Source organism: Kribbella sp. CA-247076 (assembly GCF_050942445.1).
Classification (GTDB): Bacteria; Actinomycetota; Actinomycetes; order Propionibacteriales; family Kribbellaceae; genus Kribbella.
Genome location: NZ_CP192051.1, coordinates 3469722 through 3483360, shown reverse-complemented (window position 1 = coordinate 3483360; position 13639 = coordinate 3469722). Strand labels below are relative to the sequence as shown.

The 13639-nt window shown below is 70.0% G+C and carries 12 protein-coding genes and 7 tRNA genes; 11 read left to right on the top strand and 8 right to left on the bottom strand.

What is annotated here, in order from left to right; genetic code table 11:
* Positions 1 to 55: 55 nt before the first annotated feature.
* Positions 56 to 1162, bottom strand: coding sequence for a GntR family transcriptional regulator (locus ACQPYZ_RS16485; RefSeq protein ID WP_433169068.1), 1107 nt, complete (start codon positions 1160 to 1162; stop codon positions 56 to 58).
* 73 nt (positions 1163 to 1235) lie between these two features.
* Between ACQPYZ_RS16485 and ACQPYZ_RS16480 the strand changes: the two genes are divergently transcribed.
* Positions 1236 to 1952 carry an SDR family NAD(P)-dependent oxidoreductase gene (locus ACQPYZ_RS16480; protein WP_433169066.1) on the top strand — a complete coding sequence of 239 codons (717 nt, stop codon included), beginning with the start codon at positions 1236 to 1238 and terminating at the stop codon, positions 1950 to 1952.
* A gap of 42 nt (positions 1953 to 1994) precedes the next feature.
* A complete protein-coding gene (locus ACQPYZ_RS16475) occupies positions 1995 to 3449 on the top strand; it encodes an ArnT family glycosyltransferase (protein WP_433169064.1) in 1455 nt (484 codons plus the stop codon).
* 25 nt (positions 3450 to 3474) lie between these two features.
* On the opposite strand, the gene ACQPYZ_RS16470 is transcribed toward ACQPYZ_RS16475, so the two are convergent.
* From ACQPYZ_RS16470 to ACQPYZ_RS16455, 4 genes are all read right to left on the bottom strand, one after another.
* On the bottom strand, positions 3475 to 4359 hold the full coding sequence (locus ACQPYZ_RS16470; RefSeq protein ID WP_433169062.1) for an NADPH:quinone oxidoreductase family protein: 885 nt from the start codon (positions 4357 to 4359) through the stop codon (positions 3475 to 3477).
* Between the two features lie 798 nt (positions 4360 to 5157).
* Positions 5158 to 5229 (bottom strand) — tRNA-Val (locus tag ACQPYZ_RS16465).
* Between the two features lie 32 nt (positions 5230 to 5261).
* Positions 5262 to 5332 (bottom strand) — tRNA-Cys (locus ACQPYZ_RS16460).
* Positions 5333 to 5364: 32 nt separating this feature from the next.
* A tRNA-Gly gene (locus tag ACQPYZ_RS16455) sits at positions 5365 to 5437 on the bottom strand.
* Between the two features lie 173 nt (positions 5438 to 5610).
* Here ACQPYZ_RS16455 and ACQPYZ_RS16450 point away from each other — a divergent pair.
* Positions 5611 to 6429 (top strand): aminotransferase class IV, encoded by an 819-nt coding sequence (locus ACQPYZ_RS16450; RefSeq protein WP_433169060.1) that lies wholly within the window; start codon positions 5611 to 5613, stop codon positions 6427 to 6429.
* A 131-nt stretch (positions 6430 to 6560) separates the two neighbouring features.
* Here ACQPYZ_RS16450 and ACQPYZ_RS16445 read toward each other — a convergent pair whose 3' ends face one another.
* Positions 6561 to 7127, bottom strand: a complete 567-nt coding sequence (locus ACQPYZ_RS16445) for a CGNR zinc finger domain-containing protein (protein WP_433169059.1) — start codon at positions 7125 to 7127, stop codon at positions 6561 to 6563.
* A gap of 112 nt (positions 7128 to 7239) precedes the next feature.
* Between ACQPYZ_RS16445 and ACQPYZ_RS16440 the strand changes: the two genes are divergently transcribed.
* A tRNA-Val gene (locus ACQPYZ_RS16440) sits at positions 7240 to 7311 on the top strand.
* Positions 7312 to 7410: 99 nt separating this feature from the next.
* Here the strand turns inward: ACQPYZ_RS16440 and ACQPYZ_RS16435 are convergent.
* On the bottom strand, positions 7411 to 8163 hold the full coding sequence (locus ACQPYZ_RS16435) for a class I SAM-dependent methyltransferase (RefSeq protein ID WP_433169057.1): 753 nt from the start codon (positions 8161 to 8163) through the stop codon (positions 7411 to 7413).
* Positions 8164 to 8302: 139 nt separating this feature from the next.
* Here ACQPYZ_RS16435 and ACQPYZ_RS16430 point away from each other — a divergent pair, with 139 nt between their 5' ends.
* The 6 genes from ACQPYZ_RS16430 (at position 8303) to ACQPYZ_RS16405 (ending at position 12299) form a co-directional block, all read left to right on the top strand.
* Entirely contained in the window at positions 8303 to 9175 is an 873-nt protein-coding gene (locus tag ACQPYZ_RS16430; RefSeq protein WP_433169055.1) for a sigma-70 family RNA polymerase sigma factor, read from the top strand.
* A gap of 213 nt (positions 9176 to 9388) precedes the next feature.
* Positions 9389 to 9461 (top strand) — tRNA-Gly (locus ACQPYZ_RS16425).
* A gap of 49 nt (positions 9462 to 9510) precedes the next feature.
* A tRNA-Cys gene (locus ACQPYZ_RS16420) sits at positions 9511 to 9581 on the top strand.
* A gap of 28 nt (positions 9582 to 9609) precedes the next feature.
* Positions 9610 to 9681: transfer RNA gene (locus tag ACQPYZ_RS16415), tRNA-Val, on the top strand.
* Between the two features lie 102 nt (positions 9682 to 9783).
* On the top strand, positions 9784 to 10680 hold the full coding sequence (locus tag ACQPYZ_RS16410) for an SDR family NAD(P)-dependent oxidoreductase (RefSeq protein ID WP_433169053.1): 897 nt from the start codon (positions 9784 to 9786) through the stop codon (positions 10678 to 10680).
* The gene (locus ACQPYZ_RS16405; protein ID WP_433169051.1) at positions 10677 to 12299 is read left to right on the top strand and encodes an AMP-binding protein; all 1623 of its coding nucleotides are present in this window, start codon (positions 10677 to 10679) and stop codon (positions 12297 to 12299) included. The genes ACQPYZ_RS16410 and ACQPYZ_RS16405 overlap by 4 nt, the downstream gene beginning before the upstream one ends.
* Here the strand turns inward: ACQPYZ_RS16405 and ACQPYZ_RS16400 are convergent.
* A complete protein-coding gene (locus ACQPYZ_RS16400) occupies positions 12280 to 13068 on the bottom strand; it encodes a TIGR03619 family F420-dependent LLM class oxidoreductase (protein WP_433169049.1) in 789 nt (262 codons plus the stop codon). The two genes, ACQPYZ_RS16405 and ACQPYZ_RS16400, sit on opposite strands and share 20 nt — an antisense overlap.
* A 72-nt stretch (positions 13069 to 13140) precedes the next feature.
* Between ACQPYZ_RS16400 and ACQPYZ_RS16395 the strand changes: the two genes are divergently transcribed.
* Positions 13141 to 13527, top strand: coding sequence for a universal stress protein (locus ACQPYZ_RS16395; RefSeq protein ID WP_433169047.1), 387 nt, complete (start codon positions 13141 to 13143; stop codon positions 13525 to 13527).
* Positions 13528 to 13639 lie beyond the last annotated feature (112 nt).

Below are 13639 nucleotides of genomic sequence, written 5' to 3'. Positions count from 1 at the left end.
CCCCCAGACGCTACACAGTCCGGCCCGGGTCGCCGTACTGCCGAAAGTCAGGTCTTCAGTTGCCTTCGGCATCGACGATCTCGAACGGCACCATCGACAGGTTCGGCACCGACTCGCCCCGCAACCGCGCGAGCAGCAGGTCCACCGCGCGCCGGCCCATCTCCCGCTGGTTCTGCCGGACGTGCAGGTACGGCGGGCCGCCGATCGAGTCGCCCGGGGAGTCGAAGCACGCGACCACGTGCCCGCCGCCGAGCGCCCGGTCGACCATCCGGGCCAGGTTGTACTCGCAGGCGACGTACGCCGTCACCGCCGGCGTCCGGTCGCGGAAGGCCCGGATCACGTCCATGTCCGCGCGGATGCTCTCCGTCGTCGTCGAGCCCGGCAACGTGCTGCGCAACTCGGTCAGCTCGTACGCCGTTCCCCGCCCGTCGAACGCGGACCGGAAACCCTCCAGCCGCTCCTCGATCGACGACGTGTTGACCGGCGGCGGCGAGACGATCGCGATGTGCCGGTGCCCGCGGTCGAGCAGCCGGGACGTCAGCGCCCGCGAGGCGGCCACGTTGTCGGTGTGCACAGCCGCGACCGGGATCCCGGAGAGGTGGCGGTCGACCAGGACGACCGGATACCCGTCCAGCACCTGCCGCAGCAGGCTGGCGTTGTAGAAGTCACCGTGCACCGGGAAGACGATCAGCCCGTCGACCTCACCGGTCGCCACCAGCGAGTCGACGGCCTTCTCCTCGTCGGACTGCCGGCCGTGCGTCCGCCGTACCACCAGATGGGCGCCGTGCTCCGCGCACCGCTCCTCGATCGCGTTCAGCAGGTCCAGCCCGTACGCCTCGGACATGTCCGGTACGACGAACGCCACCGACCGCGCCTCGTTCTTGGGCCGCGGCACCCGCCCCTTCAGCGGCATCGTGACCCCGGTCAGGTCGGGCAGGTCGCGGACGACGAACGTGCCCTTGCCGCGGATCCGCTCGACCAGACCGGCTTCCCGGAGGACCTCGAGCGCGCGTTTGGACGTGATCCGGCTGACCTCGAACTGGGTCGCGAGCTCCATCTCGGAGGGCACCCGGTCGCCGGGCCGGAGCGCACCCCGGCGGATCTGCTCGAGCACGTGCGTACTGAGCTGCTCGTAGAGCAGGCCCTCTTGGCCGGTTGACATACCAACATTCTGGCGCATCGCCGGGCTTTGTCGGTGGAAGGTGGCAGCGTGGGTCGCGGAGGTGAGCGCACACATGCGGATCGACGGGAAACGGGCGGTCGTCACCGGGGCCGCGGTCGGGATCGGGCGAGCGATCGCGCAACGGCTGGCGGCCGAGGGCGCCTCGGTGGTGGTCGCCGACATCGACGCGGACGGCGGCGCGGAGACGTGTGCGCTGATCGGCGGGGACGCGCGTTTCGTACAGGTGGACATGCGGGACGACGCGGCCGTCACCGAGCTGATGGCATGTCAACCACACATCCTGGTCAACAACGCCGGCGGCGGTCCGTCGCTGCAGCCCTGCTTTCCGTCCGCGTCGGTGGAGCGGTGGTCGTCCTCGCTCGACCTCAACCTGCGGGCCCCGATGCTGGCGACGCAACTGGCCTTGCCGGCCATGCAAGCTGCCGGTGGTGGCGCGGTCGTGAACATCAGCTCGACCGCCGGCGTGGGCTTCGGCCCGCACGTCTCGCCGGAGTACAGCGCTGCCAAGGCCGCGCTGATCCGGCTGACCGTCACGCTCGCGCCGCTGGCCGAGAGCCACGGAGTCCGGGTGAACTGCGTGGTGCCCGACTGGGTCGCGACCGAGCGTGGGCTGCGCGAGCGCTCCGAGTTGCCCGCGGACGAGCGCGGACCGGAGCTGGTTCCATTGCCGGTGCTCGCCGACGCGGTCGTCCGCTTCGTCGAGGACGATGCGCTGGCGGGCCGCGTGGTGCTGCTGGCCAGGGAGGAGGCGCCTTTCTTCCTCAACTGAAATCGTTGGTTCTGGCCCTGTGCGGCTGCCAGCATGCCGTCCATGATCGCCACGCGCCCGTTCGCCACCGCTCCCGTGTTCGCGGTGGCCGGGACCCTCGCCGTCTTACTGACCGCGCTGTCCGGGCGGTACGGGTACCACCGGGACGAGCTCTACTTCCTGGTCGCCGGCCAGAAGCTGGACTGGGGGTACGTCGACCAGCCGCCGCTCACCCCCTTGCTGGCGCGGGTCTCGACCACGCTGTTCGGCGAGACCCCGATGGGTCTGCGCGTGGTGTCGACAGTCGCCACCGCGATCACGGTGGTCGTGGTGGCGTTGATCGCCCGGGAGTTCGGTAGCGGGCGTGGCGGTCAGGTGGTGGCGGCGCTGTGCGCGGCCGTGTCCGGGTTCCTGCTGGGCGTCGGGCACCTGGTGTCCACGGCGACGTACGACCTGCTCGCGTGGATGCTGATCTTCCTGTTCGCGGTGAAGCTGCTCCGGACGGGTGACGGGCGGTGGTGGCTCGCGCTCGGCCTGACCGCGGGAATCGCCCTGCAGAACAAGTACCTGGTCGTCCTGCCGGTCGGTGCACTGCTCGTGGCGCTGCTGATTGTCGGACCTCGGACCGTGCTGCGGTCCTGGTGGCTGGCCGCCGGTGTCGCGGTGGCGGGGCTCGTCGCACTGCCGAACGTGCTCTGGCAGTTCCAGCACGACTGGCCGCAGCTCACCGTCGCCGGCGGCATCAGCTCCGACGACGGCACCGAGAACCGGATCATGTTCGTCCCACTGCAGTTGCTGCAGCTGTCGCCGTTCCTGATCCCGGTGTGGGTGGTCGGGTTCCGGCGGTTGTGGCGGATGCCGTGGGCGCGGTCCGTGGCGTTGGCGTACCCGTTGCTGTGCGTCGTCGTACTCGCTGTCGGCGGGAAGCCGTACTACGCCCTGCCGCTGCTGCTCGTCCTGGTCGCGGCCGGTGCCGCACCTACGGCCGAGTGGCTCAATCGGCATCGCGTGCTGGGCGCCGGTGCTCTGACGCTGGCCGCCGTCTCGTCCGCGGTGTTCACCCTGCCGGTGCTGCCGGCGTCCGCGGTCGACTTCGTTCTCCCGGTCAACCAGGAGCAGGGCGAGCAGATCGGCTGGCCTTCGCTGGCGTCCGCCGTCGCCGATCAGTGGGAGCGCATCCCTGCGGAGCAGCGTTCGTCGGCCACGATCTTCACCGGCAACTACGGCGAGGCGGGTGCCCTCCGGCGCTACGGACCGGAGCTCGGACTGCCTCCGGCGTATTCGGGTCACATGAGCTTCGCGGACTGGGAACGGCCGGCGGACAGCCAGACCGGGCCGGTGCTCCTCGTCGAGATCGAACGGTCGCCGGCCCTCGAGGGTCACTTCCGCAACTGCGTCCCGGTCGGGACGATCGACAACATCGTCGACAATGAGGAAGACGGCGCCGCGCTGGTCCGGTGCGACTCGCCCGCCGAGCCGTGGTCCACCCTGTGGCCGAAGCTTCGGCGCTACTACTGACCGCGGGCTCGGCCTGGGTTTGTCGTCATGGCTTGAGGGCCAGCTTGCCGGTGGTCTCGCGGGCCTCGAGCGCGGCCAGCACCTTCGGGCCCTCGGCGAGGTCGTAGACCGTCGGCTCACCGGGCGGGTACACGCCGAGCTCGATCAGCCGGTCCAGCTCCGCCATCAGGTCGGCGAAGATCTCCGGCGCCTCCTGCGCGAGTACGCCGATGTGCATACCGATCACGTGGACCTGGTGCCGGAAATTCAACTCCCAGTTGGTGATCGACGCCTCGCCGCCGGCCGCGCCGATCACGACCACCTTGCCCGTGACCCGCTTCGCCACCTCGACGCTCTGCCGGAACGTCTCCCCGCCGACGGACTCGACCACCAGGTCGACGCCCTTGCCGCGGGTGAGCCGCCTGATCGCGTTTTTGACGTCCTCGGACCGGTAGTCGACCACGTGATCCGCGCCGAGTCGCCGTACGACGTCGTGCTTCTCCGCGGACGCCGTACCGATCACCGTCGCCCCGTAGTGCTTCGCCAGCCGGATCGCCGCCTGCCCCACGCCGCCCGCGGCCGCGTGCACCAGGACCGTTTGGCCGGGCTGGAGTTGCCCCAGTGGCCTGAGTACCGCGAGCGCCGTGGCCCAGTTGAGCACCAGCCCGAGCGCCTGCTCGTCTCCCCAACCCGCCGGCACCGGCGCCACCGAGTCGGCCGCCATCACCATGTACTCCGCGAACGCGCCGTACCCGGTCCCGATCACCCGCGCCCCCACCTCCACCGCGGTCACCTCGTCGCCCACGGCAACCACTTCCCCGGCGGCCTCGAACCCCGCGACGTACGGCGGCTCCGGGCCGCGATCGTACGTCCCCCGCGTCTGCATCACGTCCGCGAAGTTCACCCCCGCGGCCCCCACCCGCACCAACACGTCCCCGCCCCCCAACACCGGCGGCGCAACCTCCTGCACCCGCACCTCGCCCGGCCCACCCAACGCCCCAACCACCAAAGCCCGCACAGCCCCTCCACTTCGACCAACATCAAACTTCGACCCCGATCGTACAACGCCACACCCCACCCCCACCCCACCAAACCAGCAGACGAACACGCAGGTGCTCGTCACCCAGTCACCCGCACAACCACCCACCAGAACGCACCGCGCCCCCAGCCCCACCACCGAGCGCACCGCCCAACCCAGCCCAGCTGGTGAGCACACCGCCCACCAGCACCCGCCCGTGAACTGCGAATCCCCGCCCGACCGGGTGAGCGCACCGCCCAACCCAACACCCGTCGTGACCGAGCCGCCCAGCCCAACCCCAGCCGGCAAGCTCCCCGCCAACCCCGACTCAACAAGTGAGCAGACCGCCCGGCCAACGCCCGCCGGTGACCGAACCGCCCAACCAACACCCGCCGGTCAGCAAACCCCCAACCCAGCCCCAGCAGGTGAGCGCACCGCCCAACCCAACGCCCGCCGGTGAGCAAGCCCCGAACCCAGCCCCAGCAGGTGAGCGCACCGCCCAACCCAGCACCGGCCGATGAGCAAACCGCCTAACCTAAGGCCCGCCGGTGAGCAACCCGCCCAACCCAACCCCAGCGGCCGAGCGAAGCGAAGGCCCAGGGGGTGCGGGTGGCGGAGCCCCCGCTCGCGGCAAGCGAAGCGCAGCCGCACAAAACGACGAAGGCGACGCGCCCTGCGCTCTCCGCAGGCACACGCCGCCCATCGCCTTCGTGGACGATACTGGGATCGAACCAGTGACCTCTTCCGTGTCAGGGAAGCGCGCTACCGCTGCGCCAATCGTCCAACGCTCCTGAAACCCACCGGTCGGGGTTTCGAGGTGGAGACGGGATTCGAACCCGTGTACACGGCTTTGCAGGCCGTTGCCTCGCCTCTCGGCCACTCCACCACTGAGAAAGCTGGCCCGCCGAACCCTCTCCGAGCGGACGACCGGGTTCGAACCGGCGACCTCAACCTTGGCAAGGTTGCGCTCTACCAACTGAGCTACGTCCGCAGCGCGACCGGTTTCGTTTCCCCCGGCGCGAGAAGAACATTAGCCCATCTCCGCCGGAGTTCAAAAACGGGGGTCACCCGATGGTCGACGTACGGTCATCGCCCGGTCACCTGTGGACAAGTCGATCGGCCGGAATCGCCTTCGGACTAAGGTGTTCCGCGGAAGGAGCACCCATGCGTATCTGGCTGAACGGCACCCTGCAGGACGACCAGGCGGTCGTCTCGCCCCTGGATCACGGGCTGACGACGGGCGACGGGGTGTTCGAGACGATCAAGATCGTCGACGGGCGCCCGTTCGCGGTCACCAGGCACCTCCAGCGGCTGGTCCGGTCCGCGGTCGGCCTCGGCCTGCCGGAGCCGGACGTCGCGCACATCGAGGAGGGCGTCGCGGCCGTCGTGAAGGCGGATCCCGACATCCCGTTCGGCCGGCTGCGGATCACGTACACGGGAGGTGTCTCGCCGCTGTCGTCCGATCGCGGTACGTCGGGCCCGACGATCGTGGTCGCCTCCGACCCGATCCAGCGCCCCGGCCGGACGTCCGCGATCGTGACGGTCCCCTGGGTCCGCAACGAGCGCGGCGCGGTCAGCGGCCTCAAGACGACGTCGTACGCCGAGAACGTCCGAGCCCTCGCCTACGCGAAGGAGCGCGGCGGGAGCGAGGCGATCTTCGCCAACACCGTCGGCAACCTGTGCGAAGGCACCGGCTCGAACATCTTCTGCGTGTACGACGGCGAGCTCGTCACCCCGACGCTGGAGTCAGGCGCCCTGGCCGGCGTCACCCGTGCGCTCGTCCTCGAGTGGTTCGGCGCGACCGAACGCGACGTACCCCTGGACCGCCTCTTCGAGGCCGAGGAAGTCTTCCTCACCTCGACCACCCGAGACGTCCAAGCCATCCACCGCGTCGACGACTACACCCTGCCCGCCCCCGGCCCGATCACCACCCAGGTCGCCAAGGTCTTCACCGACCGCTCAACAGAAGACCCCAACCCGTAACCCCGGTCGCAAGACCACCGACACCCACCCCACACCGCCACCTTGGCGGCCCACGCCGGCGGCTCGGGTGCGTGGGCGGCTGCGTTCCGTCCGCGGACAGGCGCACTCGGCGCATCCGCAGGGAGCGAGCGCTACTCGCCGGAGGCTTTGCGACGTTCGCGGTAGGCGGCTACGTGCAGGCGGTTGCCGCAGGTGCGGGCGTCGCAGTACCGCTTCGAGCGGTTGCGGGACAGGTCGATCAGGGCGTCGTCGCAGTCCGGGGCCTCGCACCGGCGGAGGCGTTCGCGTTCGCCGGCCGAGATCACCTGCGCCAGCGCGATCCCGCACTCCACGGTGATCCGGCACGCCAGCGACGCACCGTCCCGCGAGTAGTGGATGTGCCACGGGTGCCCGTCGTGGTTCGTCAGCCGCGGCGTCGTCGTACCGCGCGCGATGATCGCGTTGATCATCGCCGCCGCGGACGCGTCGGAGTCCGTGGTGAAGACCGGCGCGAACAGCGGCCGCAGATCGCGGACGTCGCCCAGGTCCTTCTCCGTCAACGTGCCGACCGCACTGAACTCGCGCTCCTGGACGAACTTCTCCAGGTCCTCGAGCGATTCCATCGTGTCGACCTGGCTGTTCGGCCCGGGCAGCGTGTTCACCAGCCGGACCAGCGTGCCGAGCGCCTGCTCGGTGTCGTGCGAGAAAGTCACAATCACGTCTCCAACGCGACGGGGTCTCCGTCTTGCAGCAAGAGTAGCCCGGCCCGATTAGATCGTCGCTGAATGATGCGCTATGGTTTTCCCCGCAAGCCCCACCTGTAACACCCCCGGGCGATTGGCGCAGTGGTAGCGCGCTTCGTTCACACCGAAGAGGTCACTGGTTCGAACCCAGTATCGCCCACACGAGAACACGCAGGTCAGAGCGGGAACCCAGCACCAGCCGGGTCCCGCTCTACTCATTCCAGCCCCCACCCAGGCAGCTCGCAGGCTTCGGGTACGCTCACGCGGCCTCGCAGATGCAGAGTTGTAGGGGACTGTCCACGGCAAATGGTTGACCGGACCAGTTGCCGAGGCGCTCGACGAGGCGGAGGTCGCCGAGTCTGAGGAGCAGCGGCAGTTCCTGCGGGAAGATGCTCCTGATTTCGAGGGGTACGACGACGAAGTCGGGCTCGGAGTCTGTGGAGAGGTACCACGTCCCGCGGGTGACTTGCGCGGGCGCGTCGTAGACCTCGGCGACATCGACGCTGACGTTCCCACGCTCGGGATCCATGAACGACGACGACTCCCGCGTGCGGCGTACACCATCGGCTGCGGCGAGGAGGCGCACGCTCGGGTTGAAGACATCGAAGACGAAGCGTGCTCCAGGTGCCAGGTGTCGTCGAACCGACCGGAGGCAGCTCACCAGATCCTCAGCTTCATGCAGATGCAGCAGGGAATTGGCTGTGATGAACACGTAGTCGAAGGTCCGGCCTAGGTCGAAGTCCCGCATGTCGCCCTGTAGCCACTCCACGACGACACCTCGCTCGGTCGCCTTGCGCTCAGCCTCAGCCAGCATGTCTTGCGAGAAGTCCAGCCCGACGCACGGATGCCCGTCGGACGCGATCGGGATCAGCTTCTGGCCGGTGCCGCACCCGAGTTCCAATACATGCCCGCCGTGCCGACCAGCGTCGGCCCGGTAGAAGTCGACCGCGGCGCCCCCGCCCGGGAACATCAGGTCGTACAGCCTCGCGTGCGAGTAGAACTCCTGACTCATCAACCCTCATTTCGGATGAAGTGCGCAGCGACCGAGCTCGCCTTCTGTGGTGATTTCTAGCCGAGCCAGGTGTCACATGTGCCCTGGTCTGTGCGTCACAGGGATGACGGATGGGACTGCGGAGAGGAACGTGGTGGCGATGGGTGAGCACGACTGGCTGGCGGAGCGGTTCGAGGAGAATCGTGAACACCTGCGGATGGTCGCGTTCCGGATCCTCGGGTCCGCGCCCGAGGCCGAGGATGCCGTCCAAGAGGCCTGGATCCGGCTCAGCCGGTCCGACGCGGACACGATCGACAACCTCGGCGGCTGGCTGACCACGGTCGTCGGGCGAATCTGCCTCGACATGCTGCGGACGCGGCGCGGCCGGCCCGAGCAGGCGATCGGCGACCACTCCCCCGCGCTCGAGGACGTCGCCGTACCCGATCCGGAGTTCGAAGCGGTGCAGGCGGATTCGGTGGGTCTCGCGATGCTCGTCGTACTCGAGACGTTGACGCCGGCCGAGCGGTTGGCGTTCGTGCTGCACGACATGTTCGCCGTACCGTTCGAGGAGATCGCGCCGATCATCGGCAAGTCGCCGGCGGCCGCGCGGCAGCTCGCGTCCCGGGCCCGGCGGCGGGTGCAGGGTACGCCGGAGCCGCCCGACGCCGACGCGAACCGGCAGAAGGAGATCGTCACCGCGTTCCTGGCCGCGTCCCGGGGTGGGGACTTCGAGGCGTTGCTCGAGATCCTCGATCCGGACGTCATGCTGCGGTCGGACGAGGCGGTCGTGGCGCTGGGCGGTGCGCCGGAGCTCGCCCGCGGCGCGGCGGTGGTCGCCGGGCAGTTCTCCGGACGCGCGCAGGCGGCCCGGCTCACGCTCGTCGACGGACTGGCCGGGGCGGTCTGGTCGCTCCGCGGCGAACCCAAGGTGGTCTTCAGCTTCACCGTCACCGACGGCCGCATCAGCGCCATCGAGCTCCTCGGCAATGCCGACTTCCTGGAGACCGTCGAGCTGGTCCCACTGGAGACGTGAACGCCTGGGGCTGATGGAACGGATGAGGGTGTCGATGAGACCGTCGAGCTGGTCCCATTGGAACCGTGAACGCGTGGGGCTGGTGGTACGGATGAGGTGTCGATCACGCGGGCGAGGTCCAGATGGCGACACCCCGGAATCCGGTTTTTGCCGACGCGAAAAGTGCGCTACTGTTCTGCTCTCGCACCGAGCGGAAACACCCGCCGGAGCGATGCGGACGTAGCTCAGTTGGTAGAGCGCAACCTTGCCAAGGTTGAGGTCGCCGGTTCGAACCCGGTCGTCCGCTCGGAGAGGGTTCGGCGGGCCACCGTCCTCAGATGTCGAACAGCCTCAGTGGTGGAGTGGCCGAGAGGCGAGGCAACGGCCTGCAAAGCCGTGTACACGGGTTCGAATCCCGTCTCCACCTCGAGAACCTCATGCAGTCTGTGAGTTCTGGACGATTGGCGCAGCGGTAGCGCGCTTCCCTGACACGGAAGAGGTCACTGGTTCGATCCCAGTATCGTCCACGAAGGCGATAGGCGGCGTGTGCCTGCGGAGAGCGCAGGTCGCGCCGCCTTCGTCGTGTCGTGCGGCTGCGCGACCAGGCTACCTGCGGGTAATGTCAGGCTATGGTGAGTGCGAAGCGCGGCGCGGCCTGGGGGCTGCTGGTTGCGGCCGCGCAGGGGCGGCGCCGGATCACGGACGACCGGCTGTCCGCGGCGGTCGGTGGCCGGGTGGTCCTGGTGACCGGGGCGTCGTTCGGGATCGGGGAGGCTACGGCTCGGCGGCTGGCGCGGGCGGGCGCTCGGGTGTTGCTGGTGGCTCGTACGGCGGAGCGCCTCCAGGAGGTCGCCGACGAGATCCGCGCCGCCGGTGGTGACGCGCAGGCGTACGCCATGAACCTGGCCGACCCCGCCAAGGTCGAGGAGCTCGCGCGGACCGTCCTCCAGGACCACGGGCACGTGGACGTGCTGGTGAGCAACGCCGGCCGGTCGATCCGGCGGTCGGTGGCGGACTCGTACCAGCGGTTCCACGACATCGAGCGGACGAACGCGATCAACTACCTCGGCCCGGCGCGGCTCGTGCTCGAGTTGCTCCCGTCGATGCGGCGCCGGGGCGAAGGCCACATCGTGAACGTGTCGACGGCCGGCGTACGGACCCCGCCGATGGCCCGCTGGTCGGCGTACCTGGCGTCGAAGAGCGCGTTCGACGTATGGCTGCGGTGCGTCGCGCAGGAAATCCGCGGCGACGGCGTGACCGTGTCGACCGTCTACATGGGTCTCGTGCACACCCGGATGAGTGAGCCGACGCCGCTGCTGAACGAGCTGCCGGGGCTGACGCCGGAGCAGGCCGCGGATCAGGTGTGTACGGCGATCGCCGAGCGCACGCACAACATCACCCCGCCGATGGTCCGGCCGGCCGAGCTCCTCGGCAACCTGTTCCGGATCCCGACCGATCGGCTGCTGGAGCAGTACTTCCGGATCAGTTCGAAGCGCAAACGACCGTCGGGAGACGAGGGATCGTGAGAGCACCGCGACCGATCGGGCCGATGCGGCCGCCGGACTGGCTCGTACAGACCGCGGCGGAGGTCGGCGGCGTGTCGGTCGCGCTGATCAAGTCGGGCGTCTGGCGTCCGGCCCGCCCGTCGCACCTGGTCGGGATCGAGCGCGCGCTGCGCCAGTGGGGTCAGTCGATGGCCGCGCTCGGGGCGATCGCCGCGATCAGGTTCCCGGATCGGCTCGCGGTGATCGACGAGGCCGGGAGTACGACGTACGCCGAGCTCGACCGCCGGTGCGAACGGATCGCCGCCGGCCTGCACGCCGACCACCGGATCGTTGCCGGGAGCAAGGTCGCGGTGCTCTGCCGGAACCACCGCGGCTTCCTGGAGGCGACGCTGTCGGCATCCCGGGTCGGCGCGGACGTGCTGTTCGTCAACACCGAGTTCGCTCCCCCGCAACTTCAGGCGGTCCTCGAGCGCCACCGCCCGGACCTACTGATCCACGATGCGGAGTTCACCCCGCGGACCGACGTACCCACTGTTCTCGCCTGGGACGGTGACGGCCTCGACCGGCTCGCCGAGTCGCAGGCTCCCGCCGCACCCAGCCCCGAGACGCCTGGGCACATCACGATCCTGACCTCGGGTACGACGGGCACGCCGAAGGCCGCCCCGCGGGTGCCGACCGCGCTGGGCCTGGCCGGGCTGACCGCGAGCGCGCTCAACCGGTTCGGTCTGCGGTCGGGCGAGCCGATGGCGATCCTCCCGCCGTTGTTCCACGGCCTCGGCCTGCTGACTTCCATGCTCGCGCTGTTCCTGGGATCGCCGCTCGTCCTCTTCCGCCGGTACGACGCTCGCGCCGTGCTGACCCAGGTCGAACGGACCCGGGCCGGTTCGATCGTCGCCGTCCCCGTGATGCTGCGCCGGATGCTCGACCTGGGACCGAACGAGCTCGCCCAGTACGACCTCCGCTCGCTGCGCGCGGTGATCTCCGGCGCGTCGGCGCTGGGCGCACCGCTGGCCGAGCAGTTCATCGCCCAGTTCGGCCCGATCCTGTGCGACGCGTACGGCTCCAGCGAGATCGGGATCGCCACGATCGCGACGTCCGCCGACCTGATCGCCGCGCCCGGGACCGTCGGCCGGCCGTGTCTCGGCAGCACGGTTCGGATCCTCGACGACAACGACCAGCCGGTGCCGGTCGGCCACCCCGGGCGGATCTTCGCCGGCGGCGGGCTGGTGTTCGGCGGGTACTCCGACGGTTCGTCGAAGACGGTCGTGGACGGCCGGATGAGCACCGGCGACCTCGGCCACCTGGACCGGTCCAGCCGGCTGTTCGTCGACGGTCGCGAGGACGACATGATCGTCTCCGGCGGCGAGAACGTGTACCCGGCCGAGGTCGAGGACTGCCTCGCCAACCACCCCGCGGTCGCCGAGGCCGTCGTCGCCGGCGTCCCCGACGAGGAGTTCGGCCAGCGCCTGGTCGCGTACGTCGTCCTCCGCGAGCCGGCCACCGAGGACGAACTCCTCGACCACGTGAAGGCGAACCTCGCCCGCTACAAGACCCCTCGCCGGGTCGTCATCCTCGACGACCTCCCCCGCAACGCCACCGGCAAGGTCCTCCGCACCAAGCTCACTCCCCCGCCGGACTGAGCGCTTCGGCGACGGCCGTCATGCGCTGCAGGACGGTCCGCTCGTCGCCGAAGGAGAACGCCAAGGAGTCGGCGCCTGCGTCGATCAGGTCGTGAGCGAGCTCGAGGATCGGCTTCAGGTCACCGTCCGGCCAGTGGAGACGGGTGCCCAGTCTGATCGGACGGGTCGCCTGGGCGCGGATTCGAGCGGCGGCTGCGGCGAACGCCGGGCCGTCCAGGTTGAGACCCTGCCATTCGTCGCCGTGGCGGGCGGCTCGGCGCAGGGCCGCGGTCGTGGTGCCGCCGACCATGATCGGAAGCGGGGCGCGCGGCTTCGGCTCGAAGACGCCGCCGCGATCCTCGCCGTCGAAGAGGCCGCGGATTATCTCGAGGCTTTCGTCGGTACGACGACCGCGGTCCTCGAACGTGGCGCCGACGGCGGCGAACTCGGTCGCGTCCCAGCCGGCGCCGATCCCGAGGACCACGCGCTCGCCGGAGAGCCGGTGCAGGGTCGCCGCCTGCTTCGCGACGACGTACGCGCTGCGCATCGGGAGCACGAGGACGGACGTGCCGAGCCGGATCCTGGTGGTCCGCGCGGCCAGGAAGCCGATCGTGGCCAGCGGTTCGTACACCCCGCCGTACGTCGGGCCGAACTCGCCCGGCGGCAGCAGGTGGTCGGGCAACCACGCCGTACCGTAGCCGAGCTCCTCCGCGGCGACGGCGAGCTCGGTCAGGCGCTCGGGCGGCATGGCGGCGGACTCGTCGGGCAGGACGGCTTGCAGTTCGACCATGGGACCGACGGTATTCCCTCACATCGATGTCAGGGTCAAGCCGGTGTGACGACTGATGGAAGAGTGGGGGCCGTGAAGATCCTGGTCGGCTACGTGCCAACACCCGAGGGCGAGGCTGCGCTGGCGGCCGCGGCTGCCGAGGCCGAGTTGCGCGGTGCGTCCGTACTGCTGCTCAACACCAGCCGCGGCGACGCCTACATCGACGCCCGCTACGCCAACGCCGAGGAGCTCGCCGCGGCTGAGGCCACCCTGCGCGAGCGCGGGGTCGAGGTGACCGTCCAGCAGGCCGCCTCCACCGGCGACGTCGCCGGCGAACTCCTCAAGGCGGCCGCCGCCGAGGACGTCATCCTCATTGTCCTGGGCCTGCGCCGCCGCAGTCCGGTCGGGAAACTCATCCTCGGCAGCACCGCCCAGCGCGTCCTCCTCGAGTCCCCGGTCCCGGTGCTCGCGGTCAAGTGAGCTCCGGACGCCCAGGCCATCACAACGAGCCGGCCCGGGTCGTCCCCGGCGTGGGGCGCGCGGCGGAGCGCGATTGTGATGGCCTGGCGGTCCGCTAAACCCAGGTGAGCGG